This window comes from Streptomyces hydrogenans, assembly GCF_014656075.1.
GTDB lineage: Bacteria > Actinomycetota > Actinomycetes > Streptomycetales > Streptomycetaceae > Streptomyces > Streptomyces hydrogenans.
Genome location: NZ_BNBS01000152.1, coordinates 1 through 16,514, shown reverse-complemented (window position 1 = coordinate 16,514; position 16,514 = coordinate 1). Strand labels below are relative to the sequence as shown.

Annotated in this window: 16 protein-coding genes; 10 read left to right on the top strand and 6 right to left on the bottom strand. The window is 73.4% G+C overall.

All coding sequences use genetic code 11. From position 1 onward, the window contains the following. The 3 genes from IE321_RS36720 to IE321_RS36710 all read left to right on the top strand — a co-directional run. Positions 1-667, top strand: a 667-nt coding sequence (locus tag IE321_RS36720; RefSeq protein ID WP_229916719.1) for a TetR/AcrR family transcriptional regulator, incomplete at its 5' end; no start/stop codon positions are given. Between the two features lie 628 nt (positions 668-1,295). Next, positions 1,296-2,309 carry an endonuclease/exonuclease/phosphatase family protein gene (locus IE321_RS36715; protein WP_250732720.1) on the top strand — a complete coding sequence of 338 codons (1,014 nt, stop codon included), beginning with the start codon at positions 1,296-1,298 and terminating at the stop codon, positions 2,307-2,309. 152 nt (positions 2,310-2,461) lie between these two features. Beyond that, on the top strand, positions 2,462-3,748 hold the full coding sequence (locus tag IE321_RS36710) for an MFS transporter (RefSeq protein ID WP_051842613.1): 1,287 nt from the start codon (positions 2,462-2,464) through the stop codon (positions 3,746-3,748). Here the strand turns inward: IE321_RS36710 and IE321_RS36705 are convergent. After that, positions 3,714-5,468, bottom strand: a complete 1,755-nt coding sequence (locus IE321_RS36705) for an NAD+ synthase (protein ID WP_372470240.1) — start codon at positions 5,466-5,468, stop codon at positions 3,714-3,716. The two genes, IE321_RS36710 and IE321_RS36705, sit on opposite strands and share 35 nt — an antisense overlap. 138 nt (positions 5,469-5,606) lie before the next feature. Here IE321_RS36705 and gadC point away from each other — a divergent pair, with 138 nt between their 5' ends. From gadC to IE321_RS36690, 3 genes are read left to right on the top strand one after another with little or no spacing between them, the layout of a single operon-like run. Then, complete coding sequence (gene gadC, locus IE321_RS36700) at positions 5,607-7,088, top strand: glutamate/gamma-aminobutyrate antiporter GadC (RefSeq protein ID WP_190226098.1); 1,482 nt, start codon at positions 5,607-5,609, stop codon at positions 7,086-7,088. Between the two features lie 13 nt (positions 7,089-7,101). Continuing rightward, positions 7,102-7,839, top strand: a complete 738-nt coding sequence (locus tag IE321_RS36695) for a DUF998 domain-containing protein (protein ID WP_190226097.1) — start codon at positions 7,102-7,104, stop codon at positions 7,837-7,839. Continuing rightward, on the top strand, positions 7,836-8,639 hold the full coding sequence (locus tag IE321_RS36690; RefSeq protein ID WP_190226096.1) for an alpha/beta fold hydrolase: 804 nt from the start codon (positions 7,836-7,838) through the stop codon (positions 8,637-8,639). Before IE321_RS36695 ends, IE321_RS36690 begins: the two co-directional genes overlap by 4 nt. Here IE321_RS36690 and IE321_RS36685 read toward each other — a convergent pair. From IE321_RS36685 to IE321_RS36670, 4 genes are all read right to left on the bottom strand, one after another. Then, positions 8,624-9,043: a CBS domain-containing protein gene (locus IE321_RS36685; protein WP_043229031.1), complete on the bottom strand. Its 420-nt coding sequence runs from the start codon at positions 9,041-9,043 to the stop codon at positions 8,624-8,626. The genes IE321_RS36690 and IE321_RS36685 overlap by 16 nt on opposite strands. 125 nt (positions 9,044-9,168) lie before the next feature. Further along, on the bottom strand, positions 9,169-9,804 hold the full coding sequence (locus IE321_RS36680) for a DUF305 domain-containing protein (protein WP_043229033.1): 636 nt from the start codon (positions 9,802-9,804) through the stop codon (positions 9,169-9,171). Next, positions 9,801-10,478 (bottom strand): thioredoxin-like domain-containing protein, encoded by a 678-nt coding sequence (locus IE321_RS36675; protein WP_190226095.1) that lies wholly within the window; start codon positions 10,476-10,478, stop codon positions 9,801-9,803. Before IE321_RS36675 ends, IE321_RS36680 begins: the two co-directional genes overlap by 4 nt. 94 nt (positions 10,479-10,572) lie before the next feature. Further along, complete coding sequence (locus IE321_RS36670) at positions 10,573-10,995, bottom strand: hypothetical protein (RefSeq protein ID WP_190226094.1); 423 nt, start codon at positions 10,993-10,995, stop codon at positions 10,573-10,575. Positions 10,996-11,198: 203 nt separating this feature from the next. On the opposite strand from IE321_RS36670, the gene glnA2 reads away from it, so the two are divergent. Both glnA2 and IE321_RS36660 read left to right on the top strand, forming a co-directional pair. After that, positions 11,199-12,560: a gamma-glutamylpolyamine synthetase GlnA2 gene (gene glnA2 / locus IE321_RS36665; protein ID WP_030755173.1), complete on the top strand. Its 1,362-nt coding sequence runs from the start codon at positions 11,199-11,201 to the stop codon at positions 12,558-12,560. 158 nt (positions 12,561-12,718) lie between these two features. Continuing rightward, complete coding sequence (locus tag IE321_RS36660) at positions 12,719-13,219, top strand: GNAT family N-acetyltransferase (RefSeq protein WP_051842616.1); 501 nt, start codon at positions 12,719-12,721, stop codon at positions 13,217-13,219. Positions 13,220-13,222: 3 nt separating this feature from the next. On the opposite strand, the gene IE321_RS36655 is transcribed toward IE321_RS36660, so the two are convergent. Then, entirely contained in the window at positions 13,223-13,654 is a 432-nt protein-coding gene (locus IE321_RS36655) for a VOC family protein (RefSeq protein WP_190226093.1), read from the bottom strand. A gap of 225 nt (positions 13,655-13,879) precedes the next feature. On the opposite strand from IE321_RS36655, the gene IE321_RS36650 reads away from it, so the two are divergent. Continuing rightward, the gene (locus IE321_RS36650) at positions 13,880-15,163 is read left to right on the top strand and encodes a cytochrome P450 family protein (protein ID WP_043229038.1); all 1,284 of its coding nucleotides are present in this window, start codon (positions 13,880-13,882) and stop codon (positions 15,161-15,163) included. Next, positions 15,160-16,404: a cytochrome P450 family protein gene (locus IE321_RS36645; RefSeq protein ID WP_043229040.1), complete on the top strand. Its 1,245-nt coding sequence runs from the start codon at positions 15,160-15,162 to the stop codon at positions 16,402-16,404. The genes IE321_RS36650 and IE321_RS36645 overlap by 4 nt, the downstream gene beginning before the upstream one ends. Positions 16,405-16,514: the final 110 nt, after the last annotated feature.

The window sequence follows — 16,514 nt, the reverse complement described above, 5'->3', positions numbered from 1 at the left end:
GGCCCCGGCCGCTCCGGAGAGGGCCGGTACGCCGGCCCCCGGCCCGGACGAGGACGCGCGGCCGGAGGCGTGCGGCGAGGGCGCGGCCCGGCGGGGCCGGCCCCGGAGCGAGGGGGTCGAGCGGGCGGTCTTCGACGCGGTCATCGGGCTGCTGGAGGGCGGCGTGGCCCTCGGGGACGTGTCCATCGAGCGGATCGCCCGTACCGCCGGGGTCGGCAAGGCCACGATCTACCGCCGCTGGGCCGGCAAGGAGGACCTGCTCGTCGAGCTGATCCGGTCCGTCGAGCCGCCCGACCCGGCGCTGCCCGGCACCTCGGTCCGCGACGACCTCGTGATGCTCCTGGAGTTCATGCGGCGGCGCGGACTCGCCAAGCGGACGTCCGCGCTGCTGCGGAACATGTTCGCCCAGATGCAGACCCACCCCCGGCTCTGGGACCAGTACCACCGCACCGCCATCGAACCCCGCCGCCGCCTCGGCATCGAGGTCCTGGAGCGGGGCGTCGCCGCCGGCGAGATCCGGGCCGACCTCGACCTGGAGCTGGTCAACGACCTCTTCGTCGGCCCGCTCCTGCTCCGTACCGTCCTCCAGCCCGACGCCGACCTGTCGCCCGACTTCCCGGCCCGCGTCGCCGACACCATCCTCGACGGAGTCCGCCCGAGGGACTGAGCCCGCGTGTTCTCTGCCGGGGTCCGCCGGGGGACTGGGGGGCGCCCTGTTCGGCGGGGTCCGGCCGAGGGACTGAGCCCGCGCATTCTCCGCCGGGGCCCGCCGGGGACTGGGGGCGCCCTCTTCGGCGGGGTCCGGCCGGGGGTCTGAGCCTCGGCCTTCTTCGGCGGCGTCCGGCCGGGGGTCTGAGCCCCGGCCTTCTTCGGCGGGGTCCGCCACGGGCTTGAGCCCCGCGTTCTTCCACGGCGTCCGGCCGACGGGCAGAACCCCGCTTTCAGCGACGGCGCCCGGCCGGGGGGCAGAGCCCCGCCTTCCTCGACGGCGTCCGGCCGAGAGACCGACCCCCCACCTTCCTCGACGGAGTCGGCCCGCACGGCTGAGCCCCCGCCTCCCCCCGTCCGCCCGAGGCGCGACGGCCGCGCCCCGCCTCCTTCCGACCCGCACGAATGTGCGCGTTCTGTCACAGCCCGCCCGAACCGCCACCCCGTCGGAACCCCGTCACACGCCGCGTCCGTCCTTGGGGGAGTGCACCGGGCCCGGCATCGCCTAGGGTCGAGGCCGGGTCTCGGAGCACGGACGGCACGACGGCACGGCAAGGCGAGTGAGGGCGAAAATGGCGCGGGTGGACATGACGGGGACGGAGCACGGCGGAACGGGAGGTGCCCCTTCCGGCGGCCGTGACCGGTTCCGCTCCGCCCTCGGCCGCCTGCGAAGGGACCCCGGCATCTGGCGGCGCGGCATCGTCCTCGCCGTCTGTGCCGTCGTCCTGACCCTGCTGATGGCCCTCCACTCGGAGATTCCCAACCGGATCGGCAACCTCGGCAGCCTCACCGAGACCTTCCTGCCCTGGATCGGCCTCTTCGTCCCGGTCCTGCTCCTCCTCGCGCTGCTGCGCCGCTCCGCCACCGCGCTGATCGCGCTGCTGCTCCCGGCGGTCGTCTGGCTCAACCTCTTCGGCGGCCTGGTCGCCGACAAGTCGTCCTCCGGCGGCGACCTCACCGTCGCCACCCACAACGTCAACGCCGACAACCCCGACCCCGAGGGCACCGCCCGAGGGCTCGCCGCCTCCGGCGCGGACGTGCTGGCCCTGGAGGAGCTCAAGGCCGACATGGTGCCGGTCTACGAGCGGGAGCTGGCGGAGAAGTACCCGTACCACTCGGTCCAGGGCACCGTCGGGCTGTGGAGCCGGCTGCCGCTGCGGGACGCCCGGCCGGTCGACATCCACCTGGGCTGGACCCGCGCCATGCGCGCGACGGTCGTCGCCCCCCAGGGCGAGCTGCGGGTGTACGTCGCCCACCTCCCCTCGGTACGGGTCAAGCTGAACGCCGGCTTCACCGCCAACCAGCGGGACACCAGCGCCGACGCCCTCGGCGAGGCCATCGCGAGCGACCGGGCCGAGCGGATCGTCCTCCTGGGCGACCTCAACGGCACCATGAACGACCGGGCCCTCAACGGGGTGACCTCGCAGCTGCGTTCCACCCAGGGCGCGGCCGGCGACGGCTTCGGCTTCTCCTGGCCTGCCTCCTTCCCGATGGCCCGGATCGACCAGATCCTGGTCCGGGGCGTCGAGCCGGTCTCCTCCTGGGCGCTGCCGGAGACGAAGAGCGACCACCTGCCGCTCGCGGCCCGCGTCACGCTCTGACCCCGCGCGGGCCGGGCCCGGGGCGGCCGGGCCCGGCCGCCGACCGGCCGAAACCTTCTCTTCATCCCCCGGAGACCGGGAATACCCAGCCGTCTGCGAGAATTTGTTTCGTAAGAAAACAAACCCTCGTACCCGGAAAGGGTCTCCCACCCATGCCCGTGGCCCTGCTCGCCCTGGCCATCTCCGCTTTCGGCATCGGCACCACCGAGTTCGTGATGATGGGCCTGCTGCCCAACGTCGCCGCCGACCTCGGCACCACCGTCCCCACCGCGGGCCACCTCGTCTCCGCCTACGCCCTCGGCGTCGTCGTCGGCGCCCCGCTGCTCACCGCCCTCGGTTCCCGCCTCCCCCGCAAGCGGATGCTGCTCCTGCTGATGGCCCTCTTCACCGTCGGCAACCTCGCCTCCGCCCTCGCGCCCGGTTACGGCTGGCTGCTCGCCGGCCGGGTCCTCGCCGGCCTCCCGCACGGCGCCTTCTTCGGCGTCGGCGCCGTCGTCGCCGCCCGGCTGGTCCGCCCCGACCGGCAGGCCCGCGCGGTCGCCACCATGTTCCTCGGCCTGACCGTCGCCAACATCCTCGGCGTCCCCGCCGCCACCCTGCTCGGCCAGCACCTCGGCTGGCGCGCCACCTTCCTCGTCGTCGCCGTCATCGGCCTGGGCGCGCTCGCCGCCCTCGCCAGGCTGGTCCCCGAGCTGCCCGTCGACGAGCGCCAGGGCCTCGGCCGCGAACTGCGCGCCCTGGGCCGCCCGCAGGTGCTGCTCGGCCTGCTCACCGCCGTCTTCGGCTTCGCCGGCGTCTTCGCCGTCTACTCCTACCTGGCGTCCATGACCACCGAGGTGATGGGCTTCGGCGAGTCCACCGTCACCGTCGTCCTCGCCCTCTTCGGCCTCGGCATGACGGCCGGCGCGCTCGCCGCCGGACCGCTCACCGACCGCGCCCCCCGCCCCACCCTCTACGGCTCGCTGGCCGCCCTCGCCCTGACCCTGGTCGCCTTCCGGTACACCGTCCACGTGCCCTGGCTCGCCCTGGTCACCGTGGTGGTGCTCGGCGCGGTCGGCTTCATGACCACCACCCCGCTCCAGATGCTCGTCATGGAGAAGGCCAAGGACGCCCCCACGCTCGCCTCCGCCTCCAACCACTCGGCCTTCAACCTCGCCAACGCGGGCGGCGCCTGGGCCGGCGGCGCCGCCATCGCCGCCGGCGGCGGCTGGACCTCCCCGGCCCTGGTCGGCGCGGGGCTGGCCGCGGTGGGCCTCGCGATCGCCGCCCTCGCCGGTCTCCTCGACCGTCGGGAGGCCCGTACGGACACGGCGAAGGGGGCCTCGCACGTCGTCGCGCGAAGCCCCCTCACGGGCCCGGCGGACGGGACCGGACCGACGGCCGGGACCGGCCGGGAGGCCGGGGTCAGGGCGCCGGTGTCTCCCGCCAGCGGTTCGTGATCGGCAGCCGCCGGTCCTTGCCGAAGCCCTTCGCCGAGATCTTGGTGCCCGGCGGGTACTGGCGCCGCTTGTACTCCGCCGCGTCCACCATCCGCAGCGTCCGCGCCACCAGCTCCGCGTCGAAGCCGGCCGCCACGATCGCGTCCGTCCCCTCGTCCCCGTCCACGTACAGGGCGAGGATCCGGTCGAGCACGTCGTAGTCCGGCAGCGAGTCCGTGTCCACCTGGCCCGGGCGCAGCTCGGCGCTGGGCGGCTTCACGATCGAGTTCTCCGGGATGGGCGGGGTCTGGCCGCGCTCCTCGGCGGCCCGGTTCCGCCACCGGGCCAGCCGGAAGACGTCCGACTTGTAGACGTCCTTGATCGGCCCGTAGGCGCCGACGGAGTCGCCGTACAGCGTCGAGTAGCCCACCGCCAGCTCGGACTTGTTGCCCGGGGCGAGGACGAGGTGGCCCTCCTGGTTGGAGATCGCCATCAGGGTGGTGCCGCGCAGCCGGGACTGGAGGTTCTCCTCGGCGAGCCCGGTGAGCTCCAGCGCCGCCATGTAGGCGTCGAACATCGGCGCGATGGGGACGGTGCGGAAGTGCAGCCCGGTCCTGCGGGCCAGCTCGGCCGCGTCGCCCTTCGAGTGGTCCGAGGAGTACTTCGACGGCATCGACACCCCGTGCACCCGGTCGGCGCCCAGCGCGTCGCAGGCGATCGCGGCGACGAGGGCCGAGTCGATGCCGCCGGACAGGCCGATCACCACCGAGCCGAAACCGTTCTTCGCGACGTACGCGCGCAGCCCGACGACCAGCGCCGAGTAGACCTCCTCGTCGTCGTCGAGCCGCTGGGCGTAACCGCCCGTCAACTCCGGCTCGGTCACCGGCAGGGGCTCCCCGGCCTCCCCGGCGAGCACGGCCCGGTCGATCCGCAGCCCGTCGTCCACCACGGTGCCCGGCGCCGGGGCGTCCGGGTCGGCCGCCGGCAGGTCCAGGTCGAGGATCACGCTGCCCTCGGTGAACTGCGGGGCCCGCGCGATCACCTCGCCCGCCGCGTCCACCACGATCGAGTCCCCGTCGAAGACCAGGTCGTCCTGCCCGCCGGTGGACGCCAGATAGGCCGTGGTGCAGCCGGCCTCCCGGGCCCGCCCGCGGACCAGTTCGAGCCGGGTGTCGTCCTTGTCCCGCTCGTACGGCGAGGCGTTCACCGACAGCAGCAGCCCGGCCCGGGCGCTGCGCGCCGCCGGCACCCGGCCGCCCTCCTGCCACAGGTCCTCGCAGATCGCCAGGGCCACGTCGACCCCGCGGACCCGCAGCACCGGCAGGGTGTCGCCCTGCACGAAGTAGCGGAACTCGTCGAAGACGCCGTAGTTCGGCAGGTGGTGCTTGGCGAGGCGGAGCACGGCCCGACCGCGGTGCAGCACCGCCGCCGCGTTCTCCGGCGAGCCGGCCGGGCGGCCGAGGCGCGGCACCGCCCGCTCCGTGCGGTCGAGGTAGCCGACGACCACCGGCACCTCGCCGAACCCCTCGTCGGCGAGCCGCTCCGCGAGCGCGTCCAGCGCCGCCCGGGAGGCTTCGACGAAGGACGGCCGCAGGGCCAGGTCCTCGACGGGATAGCCGGTCAGGGCCATCTCGGGGAAGGCGACGAGGTGCGCGCCCTGCCCGACGGCGTGCCGGGTCCAGTGGACGATCGCCTCGGAGTTCCCGGCGACGTCCCCGACGGTCGAGTCGATCTGATTCAGCGCGAGGCGTAGTCGATGCACGCCCCCCAGTCTAATCGTCAAACCGACGCTATGTCCTGGGAACCCGCCCCGGCACCGGCCGGTCCACCCCTTCCCTCCCGACATGCGAAGTAAGTCGGCCGCCGTGATCATGGGCCCATGACGACCACTGACGATCCGGCGGAATCGGCCCGGCCCGCCCCCGGCGAGGACGCGGCGGTCCTCCAGGACGACGGCACCAAGCGGCAGTTCATCTCCTGGCTGACGCTCGCCTTCATGACCACGGCGTCCGTCGCCTCCCTGCGGCCCGCGCCGACCATGGCCATCTACGGACTGGCCGCGGTCTTCCTCTACCTGCTCCCCGCCCTCGTCTTCCTGCTCCCCACCGCCCTCGTCGGCGCCGAGCTCGCCTCCGGCTGGTCCGGCGGCATCTACCGCTGGGTCAGCGAGGCCCTCGGCAAGCCCTTCGGCTTCCTCGCCGTCTGGTGCCAGTTCGCCATGACGATCGCGTACTACCCGAGCCTGCTCGCCTACGTCGCCTCGACCTTCGCGTACGTCATCGACCCCTCGCTCGCCGAGAACGGCCTCTACGTCGCGATCGTCATCATCACCGTCTACTGGGCCGGCGTCTGGGTCTCCTCGCGCGGCACCCGGGCCATCGCCGGGCTCTCCTCCTTCGGCCTGATCGTCGGCACCCTGATCCCCGGCGTGCTCCTCGTCGTCCTCGGCATGGTCTTCCTCGGCCAGGGCAACCCCTCCGCCCAGCCGATGACCGCCGACCACTGGCTGCCGCCGTGGACCGGCCTCGCCAGCCTCGTCCTCATCGTCAACAACTTCCTGTCCTACGCGGGCATGGAGATGAACGGCGTGCACGTCTCCTCGCTGCGCGAGCCCAAGCGCGAGTACCCCAAGGCGATGTTCCTGGCCACCGGCCTCGTCCTGCTGATCTTCATCCTCCCGGCCCTCGCCATCGCCTGGGTCATGCCGTCCGACCAGCTCAGCCTCACCGCCGGCCTCATGCAGGCGTTCGGCGCCTTCTTCGACCACTTCTCCATCGGCTGGATGACCCGGGTCGTCGGCGTCATGCTGGTCTGCGCCGCCCTCGGCGGCATGCTCACCTGGCTCTCCGGACCCGCCAAGGGCCTCGTCCTGCTCTCCCGCCAGGAGGGCTACCTCCCGCCCGCCTTCCAGAAGTTCAACAGGGCCGGCTCCCCGACCGCCATCATGGTCGCCCAGGGCGTCGTCACCACCCTGATCGGCATCCTGTACGCCTTCAGCGACTCGGTCTCCAGCTCGTACTGGATGTTCTCCGTCATCACCGTGCAGATCTACCTGATCGCCTACCTGCTGATGTTCGTCGCCGTCGTCAAGCTCCGCCGCACCCAGCCCCACGTGGAGCGCGGCTTCCGCGTCCCCGCCGTCACCTGGGTCGCCGCCGTCGGCTTCGTCGCCTCCGTCCTCGCCCTCGTCATCGGCTTCGTCCCGCCCGACCAGTTCGACGGCGAGCCGCTCTGGCGCTACCTGCTGATCGTCGGCGGCGGCCTGTTCGTCCTCGGCCTCCTCATCCCCGCCCTCCTCCTCAAGTACCGCAAGCCCGAGTGGGTCCATCCCGACCACCGGGAACCTTCCGGCACCTCCTGACGTCTGACCCCGTATGCCCGGAAAGGTCACGCGCGCGTCCGCCGTCCTGCTGTTCCTGGGGGCGCTCGCGTACACCGCCTGGGTCCTCGAAGTCGTCGTGCGGACCGGCCTCGACCCGGTCCGCACCTACGTCTCCGAACTCGCCGCCGCCGACCAGCCCCTCGGCGGCCTCTTCCGCGCCACCGACCTCGCCGCCGGGCTCCTCGTCCTCGCCGGCGCGGTCGCCGGCCTCCTCGCCACCCGCGCCCCCGCCGGACCCGCGCCCGACCCCGGCGTCCCCCGCTGGGCCCGCACCGACACCGGCGCCGCCGCCCGTCGCCCCTGGCTCCTCGTCGGCTGGTCCGCGCTCGCCCTCTTCGGCGCCGCCACCGCCCTCGACTCCCGCCTCCCGCTCAGCTGCGCCCCCACCGTCGACCCCGAGTGCGCCGCCCGGGAGACCGCCGGACTCGTCCCCGCCACCCACGCGGCCCACGCCGTCAGCTCCGGCCTCGCCATGACCGGCGCCCTCGTCGCGATGGTCGCCCTCACCGTCGCCGCCCGCCGGTACGGCCTCTGGCGGCCCCTGGCCCGCACCGGACCGGCCCTCGTCGCCCTCGAACTCGCCGCCACCGCCTGGACCCTCGCCGCCGTCGCCGCCTTCGAGGCCGGCCGGGGCCTGTGGTCCCTCGGCGCCGGACAGCGCCTCCAGGTCCTCCTCGTCGCGGTGTGGACCGGCGTCCTCGCCGTCTCGGTCGCCCGGGAGCGCCGATGAGCCTGCTGCGGATCGGGGGCGTCGCCCACCACGTGGCCGTCGACGGCCACGGGCCCGTCTGCGTGCTCTCCGCCGGGCTCGGCCTCTGCTGGTTCGACTGGGACCCGGTCGTCCCCCTCCTCGCCCCGCACCGCACGGTCGTCCGCTTCGACCGCCCCGGCCACGGCCTCTCCCAGGGCACGACCGCACCCCCCACCCTGGCCGGCGAGGCCCACCGGATCGCCGCCCTCCTCGACGCCCTCGGCCTGCCCGGGCCCGTCACCGTCGTCGGCCACTCGATCGCCGGACTCCACGCCGAGGGCTTCGCCCGCCTCCACCCGGACCGCACGGCCGCCCTGGTGCTCGTCGACTCCTCCACCGAGGACCACCCCCGGCCCGGCCGGCTCGGCTGGACCGTCGCCGCCGGGACCGCCCTCGCCGCCCTCGGCCTGCCCGCCGCCCTCGGCCCCGCGCTGCGCCGCCTCGCGCTGCGCCCCGACACGGCGCCGCCCGCCGAGGTCCGCCGCGTCTACCGCGGTTCACGCGTCTGGCGCGGCGCCCTGCGCGAGAACGCCCGCTACGGCGCCGTCGCCGCCGAACTCCACGCCCTCCGGGACCACCGCCCGCTCCCGCCCGCCGCCCGGGTCACCGTCCTCACCGCCCCCGACGGCTCCGCCCGCTGGGAGGACCGCCAGCGCGCGCTGGCCCGACGGCTCGGCGCCCACTACGAGGCGGCCGTGCCGTCGGGCCATCTGGTCATGCGGGACGACCCGGACACGGTGGCCCGGGTCGTCCTCCAGGCGTCTCAGGACGCGGCGTAGACGCTCGCGCAGAAGGCCTTCAGCTGCTCGTCCGACAGCCGCTGGGCCAGGTCGGCCTCGCTGATCATGCCGACGAGCCGCTTGTTCTCGATCACCGGCAGCCGCCGGATCTGGTGGCTCTGCATCTCCTCCAGGACCGCGCCCACGTCCGCGCCCGCGTCGATCCAGCGCGGGGTGCCCTGGACGATCGCGCCGCAGGTCACCTTCGCCGGGTCGTGGCCCATGGCCACACAGCGGACCACGATGTCGCGGTCGGTCACGATGCCGCAGAGCCGCTCGTCCCCGTCGGCGACGGGGAGCGCCCCCACGTTCAGGTCGCGCATCATCTGGGCCGCGCGGTCGAGCGTCTCGTGTTCCGGGATCCAGCGGGCTCCCGGGTGCATGATGTCCTTCGCCGTGGTCATGGGGTGCGTACCTTTCGTCGAACGTCCTTGTACGTACGTCTCCCCGAGCGCCTTCATTCTGCGGGCACGCGTCGGCCCCCGCGACCGCAGCGGGTCACGGGGGCCGGGGGTGCCGGGCGGGCGGCTCAGGCGGTGGCGCCGCGCTTGCGGAGCATGTCCGCCATCAGCGCGATCTCCGACTCCTGGGCGTCGACCATGCCCTGCGCGAGGTCCCGCTCGATGTCCACCGAGCACTTCTGCACGCAGCCCTCGGCCATGTGCACCCCGCCCTTGTGGTGGGCGGTCATCAGCCGCAGGTACAGGACCTCGGCCTCCTTGCCGGAGGCCTCGCGCAGCGCGTCCAGCTGCGTCCTCGTCGCCATGCCGGGCATCAGCGCGCCGTCCTTGCCGGCCGCGTCGCCGGTCACGGGCATGCCCATCCAGGTCATCGGAGCGGTGCCCGACTCGACCTTCGGCAGGCCCCACATGTCGAGCCAGCCGAGCATCATGCCGCGCTGGTTGGCCTGGGTGTTGGCGATGTCGTACGCGAGCCGGCGCACCGCCGGGTCCTCGGTCCGGTCACGGACGATGAAGGACATCTCGACGGCCTGCTGGTGGTGGACCGACATGTCCCGGGCGAAGCCGGCGTCCGCGGAGGCGCTGTCCGGGGTGCGGGGCGCCTCCTCGCGCTCGGCCGAGGCGACCGTGACCGCGCCCGCGGCGAACAGCACCGAGAGGGCGACCGCGGTGACCGCCGCGTAGCGCGTGCGGCGGCCGGTCACTGGCCCATCCCGGCGCCGCCCATGCCGTCGGCGCCGACGCCGCCGGTGCAGGCCGCACCGGGCTCGGGCGTCTGCTTGCCCTGCACGTACTTGGTGAAGAAGGCGTCGACGCGCGGGTCGCTCGCGCTGTCCACGGTGACCTGCTTGCCCCAGGCGGAGAGCATGATCGCGCCGCTCTGGTCGTCGACCGGGCTCATCAGCGTGTAGGGGGTGTCGGAGACCTTGTCCTTCAGCTTCTTGACGTCGGCCTCGGCGGCCTTCTTGGTATACGTCACCCACACGGCGCCGTGCTCCAGGGAGTGCACGGCGTTCACCTCGGGGACGGCCTTGTCGTAGACGTCGCCGTCGCAGTTCAGCCACACCGGGTGGTGGTCGCCGCCGACCGGGGGCTTCATGTCGTACTTCACGGCGGTCTCGACGTGGTTGCGGCCCAGCTTCGCCGCGTCCCACGACTTCTCGCCGGAGATGGGGGCCTTGGCGGCGGCGGCCTTGGCGTCCTCCTCGTCGGACTTCTTCATCAGCACGAAGGTGCCGAAGCCGACGAGGCTCAGCACGACGACGGCGGAGACGCCGATGGTGAGGAAGCGGTTGCGGCGCTCCCGGGCCTGCTCGGCGCGGCGCATCTCCTCTATTCGGGCGCGGCGGTCGGCGGAGGTGGAGCGGTTGGCGGCCATGGTGATGTCGTCCTTCTGGGAAAGAAAAAAGGGGAAGTCGTCGTTCGGGGCAGGGCGGAGGCCCTCCTGGGTCCGTACGGACCCGGAGACCGCCCTAGGTCCGGAGAACTTGAAGGACGTGCAGGTCCGGGGCGCGCGGCCGGACCCCCGGATCCCGCCCCGCGCCGTCGCCGGCGAGCGCGTCGACGCGCGGCAGCCGGTCCTCGGTGTGCAGCGGCGGGTCGAGGGGCGGGGCGCTGAGCACCGCGGGGGAGAGGGACGGGAAGAGGGAGCAGTCGCCCCGGTCGTACGGGCAGACGTACGCGGCCGCGCCGGTCCCGGGGACGGGCGTGGCGGCAGGGCCCGGGGACGCGGCGGGGGCCGCGGCGGCGGCCCGGGCGTGCCCCGGATGGCCCCCCGGGCCGGCCGGTCCGCGCCCCAGACAGACGAAGAGCGCGGCGAGGAGCGTCGCCACGGCACTCACCAGTGCCATGGGACGCGCGTGCCGGTACGGGCGTTCGAGCCGCAGGGCTCCCATGGGCGCCGATCGTAGTGGGCGAGGGGGCCGTGTGGGCCGAACGGGGTACGACTTCCGGAGGTCCTCGGTTACCTGTGTCACACCCGAACAGGCAGTATGGGTGTGCAACGTGCACGAAACCATGTGGTGGGATGCTCAGGTGCCCCCCGATGTGCCCGAGGCGGTGGGAGCAGGCGGCCTGACCAGCGAGGATGGGTGTGGAAATGGACAAGCAGCAGGAATTTGTGCTCCGTACGCTCGAAGAGCGCGACATCCGCTTCGTGCGCCTGTGGTTCACCGACGTGCTCGGATTCCTGAAGTCGGTCGCCGTAGCCCCCGCCGAGCTGGAGCAGGCCTTCGACGAGGGCATCGGCTTCGACGGCTCCGCGATCGAGGGCTTCGCCCGGGTCTACGAGTCCGACATGATCGCCAAGCCGGACCCGGGGACCTTCCAGATCCTGCCCTGGCGGGCCGAGGCGCCCGGCACGGCCCGGATGTTCTGCGACATCCTCATGCCCGACGGCTCGCCGTCCTTCGCCGACCCGCGCTTCGTCCTCAAGCGGGCGCTCGCCAAGGCGTCGGACCTCGGCTTCACCTTCTACACCCACCCCGAGATCGAGTTCTTCCTGCTGAAGGACAAGCCGCTCGACGGCTCGCGGCCCACCCCGGCCGACAACTCCGGGTACTTCGACCACACCCCGCAGAACGTCGGCATGGACTTCCGCCGCCAGGCCATCACCATGCTCGAATCGATGGGCATCTCCGTCGAGTTCTCCCACCACGAGGGCGCCCCCGGCCAGCAGGAGATCGACCTCCGCTACGCCGACGCGCTCTCCACCGCCGACAACATCATGACCTTCCGCCTGGTCATGAAGCAGGTGGCGCTGGAGCAGGGCGTCCAGGCGACCTTCATGCCGAAGCCGTTCTCGGACTACCCGGGTTCGGGCATGCACACCCACCTCTCCCTCTTCGAGGGCGACCGGAACGCCTTCTACGAGTCGGGCGCCGAGTACCAGCTCTCCAAGGTCGGCCGCTCCTTCATCGCGGGCCTCCTGAAGCACGCGGGCGAGATCTCCGCCGTGACGAACCAGTGGGTCAACTCGTACAAGCGCATCTGGGGCGGTTCCTCGCGCACGGCCGGCTCGGGCGGCGAGGCCCCCTCGTACATCTGCTGGGGCCACAACAACCGCTCCGCCCTCATCCGGGTCCCCATGTACAAGCCCGGCAAGACCGGTTCGTCCCGCGTCGAGGTCCGCTCCATCGACTCGGGCGCCAACCCCTACCTGACCTACGCGGTCCTCCTCGCGGCCGGCCTCAAGGGCATCGAGGAGGGGTACGAACTCCCGGCCGGCGCCGACGACGACGTCTGGGCGCTCTCCGACTCCGAGCGCCGCGCGATGGGCATCGAGCCCCTCCCGCAGAACCTCGGCGAGGCGATCGCCCTCATGGAGAAGAGCGAACTGGTCGCCGAGACCCTCGGCGAGCACGTCTTCGACTTCTTCCTGCGCAACAAGAAGCAGGAGTGGGAGGAGTACCGCTCCGAGGTCACCGCCTTCGAGCTGCGGAAGAACCTGCCGGTGCTGTAGGCGCAGGTCACGCCGGGCGCGGGAGCGCATCGGCACGCGGGGCCGACGTTCGCGGAACGTCGGCCCCGCGTCGTCTCACCGGGGCCGGGCCGTGGCCGGGCCGCGGCCGGGCCGGAATTGCGTTGCCGCCGGCGGGCGGGGTGTTCAGACTGCCCCTCGTGAAGATCGCACCCGTCGCCACCGAGCGGCTCGTCCTCCATCCCCTGACCGTCGCCGAGGGCGAGCGGATCGCCGCGCGGGAGCCCCTGCCGGGGGAGCGGTGGGGGGAGGGGTACCCGGGGGTGGGCGACCTCGCGTCCGTGGGGGCGTTTCTGCGCAGGTGCGCGGAGGACGGGGATCCGGGGGCGTTCCGGACGTATCAGATACGGCTCGCGGCGAGCGGTCTCGTCGTCGGCGGGATCGGGTTCCACGGGCCGCCGGGGGCGGACGGGGGCGTGACCGTGGGGTACGGGATCGTGCCGGGCGAGCGCGGACGGGGGTACGCCTCCGAGGCGCTCGCCGCGGTGATCGGCATCGCCCGGGCCGCCGGCGCGACCGTGCTGCGGGGTGACGCCGATCCCGCCAACGTCGCCTCGCACCGGGTGATGGAGCGGGCCGGGATGCGGCGCGCGGGGGACGGGGACGGGCCGGTGCGGTTCCTGGTGGAGCTGGGCGGGTAGCGCTCAGCGTTCCGAGAGTTCCGAGGGGGCCTCCTGGACCACCCAGCCGTTGCCGTCCGGGTCCTCGAAGCTGAGGAAGGAGTTCCAGGTGCCGCCCTTGCCCTCCTCCCAGCCGTTCGCCCCGACGTGCATCACGGGGGAGACGTCGACGCCGGTCTCGACGAGCGCGATCCGGGCCGCCTCGATGTCGGTGACGCACAGCTGGAGGCCGTGCAGGGTGCCCGGGGCCATCACCCGGGTGCCGGGCATCGGCGGCATGCCGGAGAGCAGCGCGAGGGAGCAGCGCGAGCCGGGCGGGGTCGCCTGGACGATCCGCGTGCCGGGGGCGACCTCGTCGTCGAGGTCGATGGTGAAGCCGCACTTCTCGGCGTAGAACTCCTTCGCCCGGTCCATGTCGGTGACGGGGATCGTGACGACTTCCAGTGTCCAGTTCATCGGACCACCGTCCCGCACCCGGCCGCGCGGCGCACCGCACCCCGCCGGTCCCGTGCGACTTGACGGAAAATCACCTTTCCCTCAAGCGGGTGACCTGATCGTTTCTCTCAAGGCGCGAGATTGATCGCCGACGACCACTCCGGCGACACACAACCTCCCTATAGTGGCGACGCGTTGGCCACTTCGGCCGTGTTGACGACATGTTCACCACCGGAGACAGGACTCATGACGCGCTCCCCCTCAGCCGAGCCCGCTCCCGACGCCGCGCCCCCGTCCGGATGCCCCGCGGCCGTCCCGCTCTCCGGGCCCGGCTTCCAGACCGACCCGCAGGCCGTCTACCGGGCCATGCGCCGCGAGCACGGCTCCGTCGTCCCCGTCGAACTCCCCGGCGGCTTCCCCGCCTGGCTGGTCGTCGGCTACCGCGAGATCCACCAGGTCACCAGCGACCCCGAGCTCTTCCCCCGGGACGTCGGCCTCTGGAACCAGTGGCCGCACGTCCCCGACGACTGGCCGCTGCTCCCGATGGTCGGACGGCCCCTGCCCTCCATCTACTTCACCGCGGGCGAGGAGCACCGGCGCCACGTCCGGATGGTCGTGCCCGCCCTGGAGGCCGTCGACCCCTTCGAGATCCGCGGCCACTGCGAGCAGCTGGCCGACCGGCTCATCGACGGCTTCTGCGCCCGCGGCGACGCCGACCTCGTCGCCGCCTTCTGCGAACCCCTCCCGGTCCTCGTCCTCGCCCGGCTCGTCGGCTTCCCCGACGACGAGGGCGCCGACATCGCCCGGGTCCTCAAGGACCTCGCCGACGGCGGCCCCGAGGCGCAGAGCGCCCACCAGCGGTTCGGCGCCCACATGGCCCGGCTGGTCGCCGCCAGGCGCGCCGAGCCCGGCGACGACGTGACCAGCCGGATGCTCGCCTTCCCCGAGGAGTTCACGGACGAGGAGTACATGCTCGACCTGATGGCGATCACCGCCGCGGGCCACCTCACCACCGCCGACTGGATCGGCAACTCCGTCCGGCTGATGCTCACCGAGTCCGACTTCGCCGACTCGATGGCCCGCGGCCGCCGCAGCGTCGCCGACGCCATGACCGAGGTGCTCTGGGAGGACGGCCCCACCCAGATCCTGGCCGGCCGCTGGCCCGTCCGCGACACCCGCCTCGGCGAGCGCCGGATCAAGGCCGGCGACCTGCTCCTGCTCGGCCTCGGCGCCGCCAACACCGACCCGCTGATCCGCCAGGGCGCCCCCGGCGCACCCGCCTCCGAGCGCGGCGGCAGCGGCGCCCACCTCGCCTTCAGCCACGGCGAGTACCGCTGCCCCTTCCCCGCCCAGGAGATCGCCGAGATCATCGCCAGGACCGGCATCGAGGTCCTGCTCGACCGGCTGCCCGACCTCGAACTGGCTGTCCCCGAGGGCGAACTGGTCCGCCGCCCCTCCGCCTTCCTGCGCGGCACCACCGCCCTGCCCGTCCGGTTCACCCCCGTACCCACGACAGGAGACCTCTCGTGACCTGCCCGCACGCAGCCGCCCAGGACGCCGCGCCCGTCGTCGTCGACCCGATGGTCCGGGACCTCGCCGGAGAGACCGACCGGATCCGCGCCGCCGGCCCGCTGGCCCGCATCGACCTGCTCGGCGTGCCCGCCTGGGCCGTCACCCGGCACGCCGACGCCCGGCGGCTGCTGGTCGACCCCCGGCTGGTGAAGGACCTGGGCGCCTGGGACCTGTGGACCAGCGGCGCGGTCACCCACGCCTGGCCGCTCATCGGGATGGTCGACGCGGGCCGCTCCATGTTCACCGTCGACGGCGACGAGCACCGCCGGCTGCGCGTCAAGACCTCCCAGGCGCTGACCCCGCGCCGCCTGGAGGCGATCCGCCCCGACATCGAGAAGTTCACCGCCGAACTCCTCGACGCCCTGGAGGAGGCCGGCCGGGACGGCGCCGTCGTCGACCTCAAGTCCGTCTTCGCGCAGCCGCTGCCCATGCGGGTCGTCGGCATGCTGATGGGCGTCGACCCCGAGGCGAACACGATGCTCACCCGCCAGTACAAGAAGTTCTTCTCGATGCTCACCCCGCAGGACGAGCGCCTCGCCCTCCTCGCCGAACTCGACGTCTTCTACACGGACCTGGTCCGCGCCAAGACCGCCCTGCCCACCGACGACCTGACCTCCGGGCTCATCCTCGCCGACGACGGCGGCGAGCCGCTGACCGAGGAGGAGGTCGTCGGCAACCTCAAGGCGATGGTCGCCGCCGGCCACGAGACCACCATCGGCCTCGTCCTCAACGCCGTCCGCGCCCTGCTCGCCCACCCCGAGCAGCTGCGGACGGTGCTGGCCGGCGAGGTCCCCTGGGAGACGGTGATCGAGGAGACCCTGCGCTTCGACACCCCCACCACCCACCTGCTGATGCGGTTCGCCACCGAGGACATCGAGGTCGGCGACGCCGTCATCCCGAAGGGCGAGGGCGTGGTCGTCTCCTACCGGGCGATCGGCCGCGACTTCGAGCAGCACGGCCCCGACGCCGACGTCTTCGACATCACCCGCCCCGGGCCCATCCGGCACATGACCTTCGGCCACGGCCCGCACATCTGCCCCGGCGCCGCCCTGTCCCGCGTCGAGGCGGGCATCGCCCTGCCCGCGCTCTTCGCCCGCTTCCCCCGGCTGCGCCTCGCCGTCCCGGACGAGGAGCTGCGCAACCTCCCGGTGATGACCCAGAACGACCTGGAGTCCTTCCCGGTCCTGCTCGACGCCTGACCCGTCGGACGCCGCGCCGGGACCGGGCTCAGCGCCCGGCCGGCACCCAGCGCAGGCGGCCGTCCTGGCCCAGGGCGGCCACCCCGCCCGGGCCCGCCGCCGGAGCGCCC

Bases quoted from the DNA above. Each gene is read 5' to 3' on its own strand.
- IE321_RS36710 (WP_051842613.1), top strand. From the start codon at position 2,462: ATGCCCGTGGCCCTGCTCGCCCTGGCCATCTCCGCTTTCGGCATCGGC.
- IE321_RS36715 (WP_250732720.1), top strand. From the start codon at position 1,296: ATGACGGGGACGGAGCACGGCGGAACGGGAGGTGCCCCTTCCGGCGGC.
- IE321_RS36695 (WP_190226097.1), top strand. From the start codon at position 7,102: ATGCCCGGAAAGGTCACGCGCGCGTCCGCCGTCCTGCTGTTCCTGGGG.
- IE321_RS36685 (WP_043229031.1), bottom strand. From the start codon at position 9,043: ATGACCACGGCGAAGGACATCATGCACCCGGGAGCCCGCTGGATCCCG.
- IE321_RS36650 (WP_043229038.1), top strand. From the start codon at position 13,880: ATGACGCGCTCCCCCTCAGCCGAGCCCGCTCCCGACGCCGCGCCCCCG.
- glnA2 (WP_030755173.1), top strand. From the start codon at position 11,199: ATGGACAAGCAGCAGGAATTTGTGCTCCGTACGCTCGAAGAGCGCGAC.
- IE321_RS36690 (WP_190226096.1), top strand. From the start codon at position 7,836: ATGAGCCTGCTGCGGATCGGGGGCGTCGCCCACCACGTGGCCGTCGAC.
- gadC (WP_190226098.1), top strand. From the start codon at position 5,607: ATGACGACCACTGACGATCCGGCGGAATCGGCCCGGCCCGCCCCCGGC.
- IE321_RS36675 (WP_190226095.1), bottom strand. From the start codon at position 10,478: ATGGCCGCCAACCGCTCCACCTCCGCCGACCGCCGCGCCCGAATAGAG.
- IE321_RS36670 (WP_190226094.1), bottom strand. From the start codon at position 10,995: ATGGGAGCCCTGCGGCTCGAACGCCCGTACCGGCACGCGCGTCCCATG.
- IE321_RS36655 (WP_190226093.1), bottom strand. From the start codon at position 13,654: ATGAACTGGACACTGGAAGTCGTCACGATCCCCGTCACCGACATGGAC.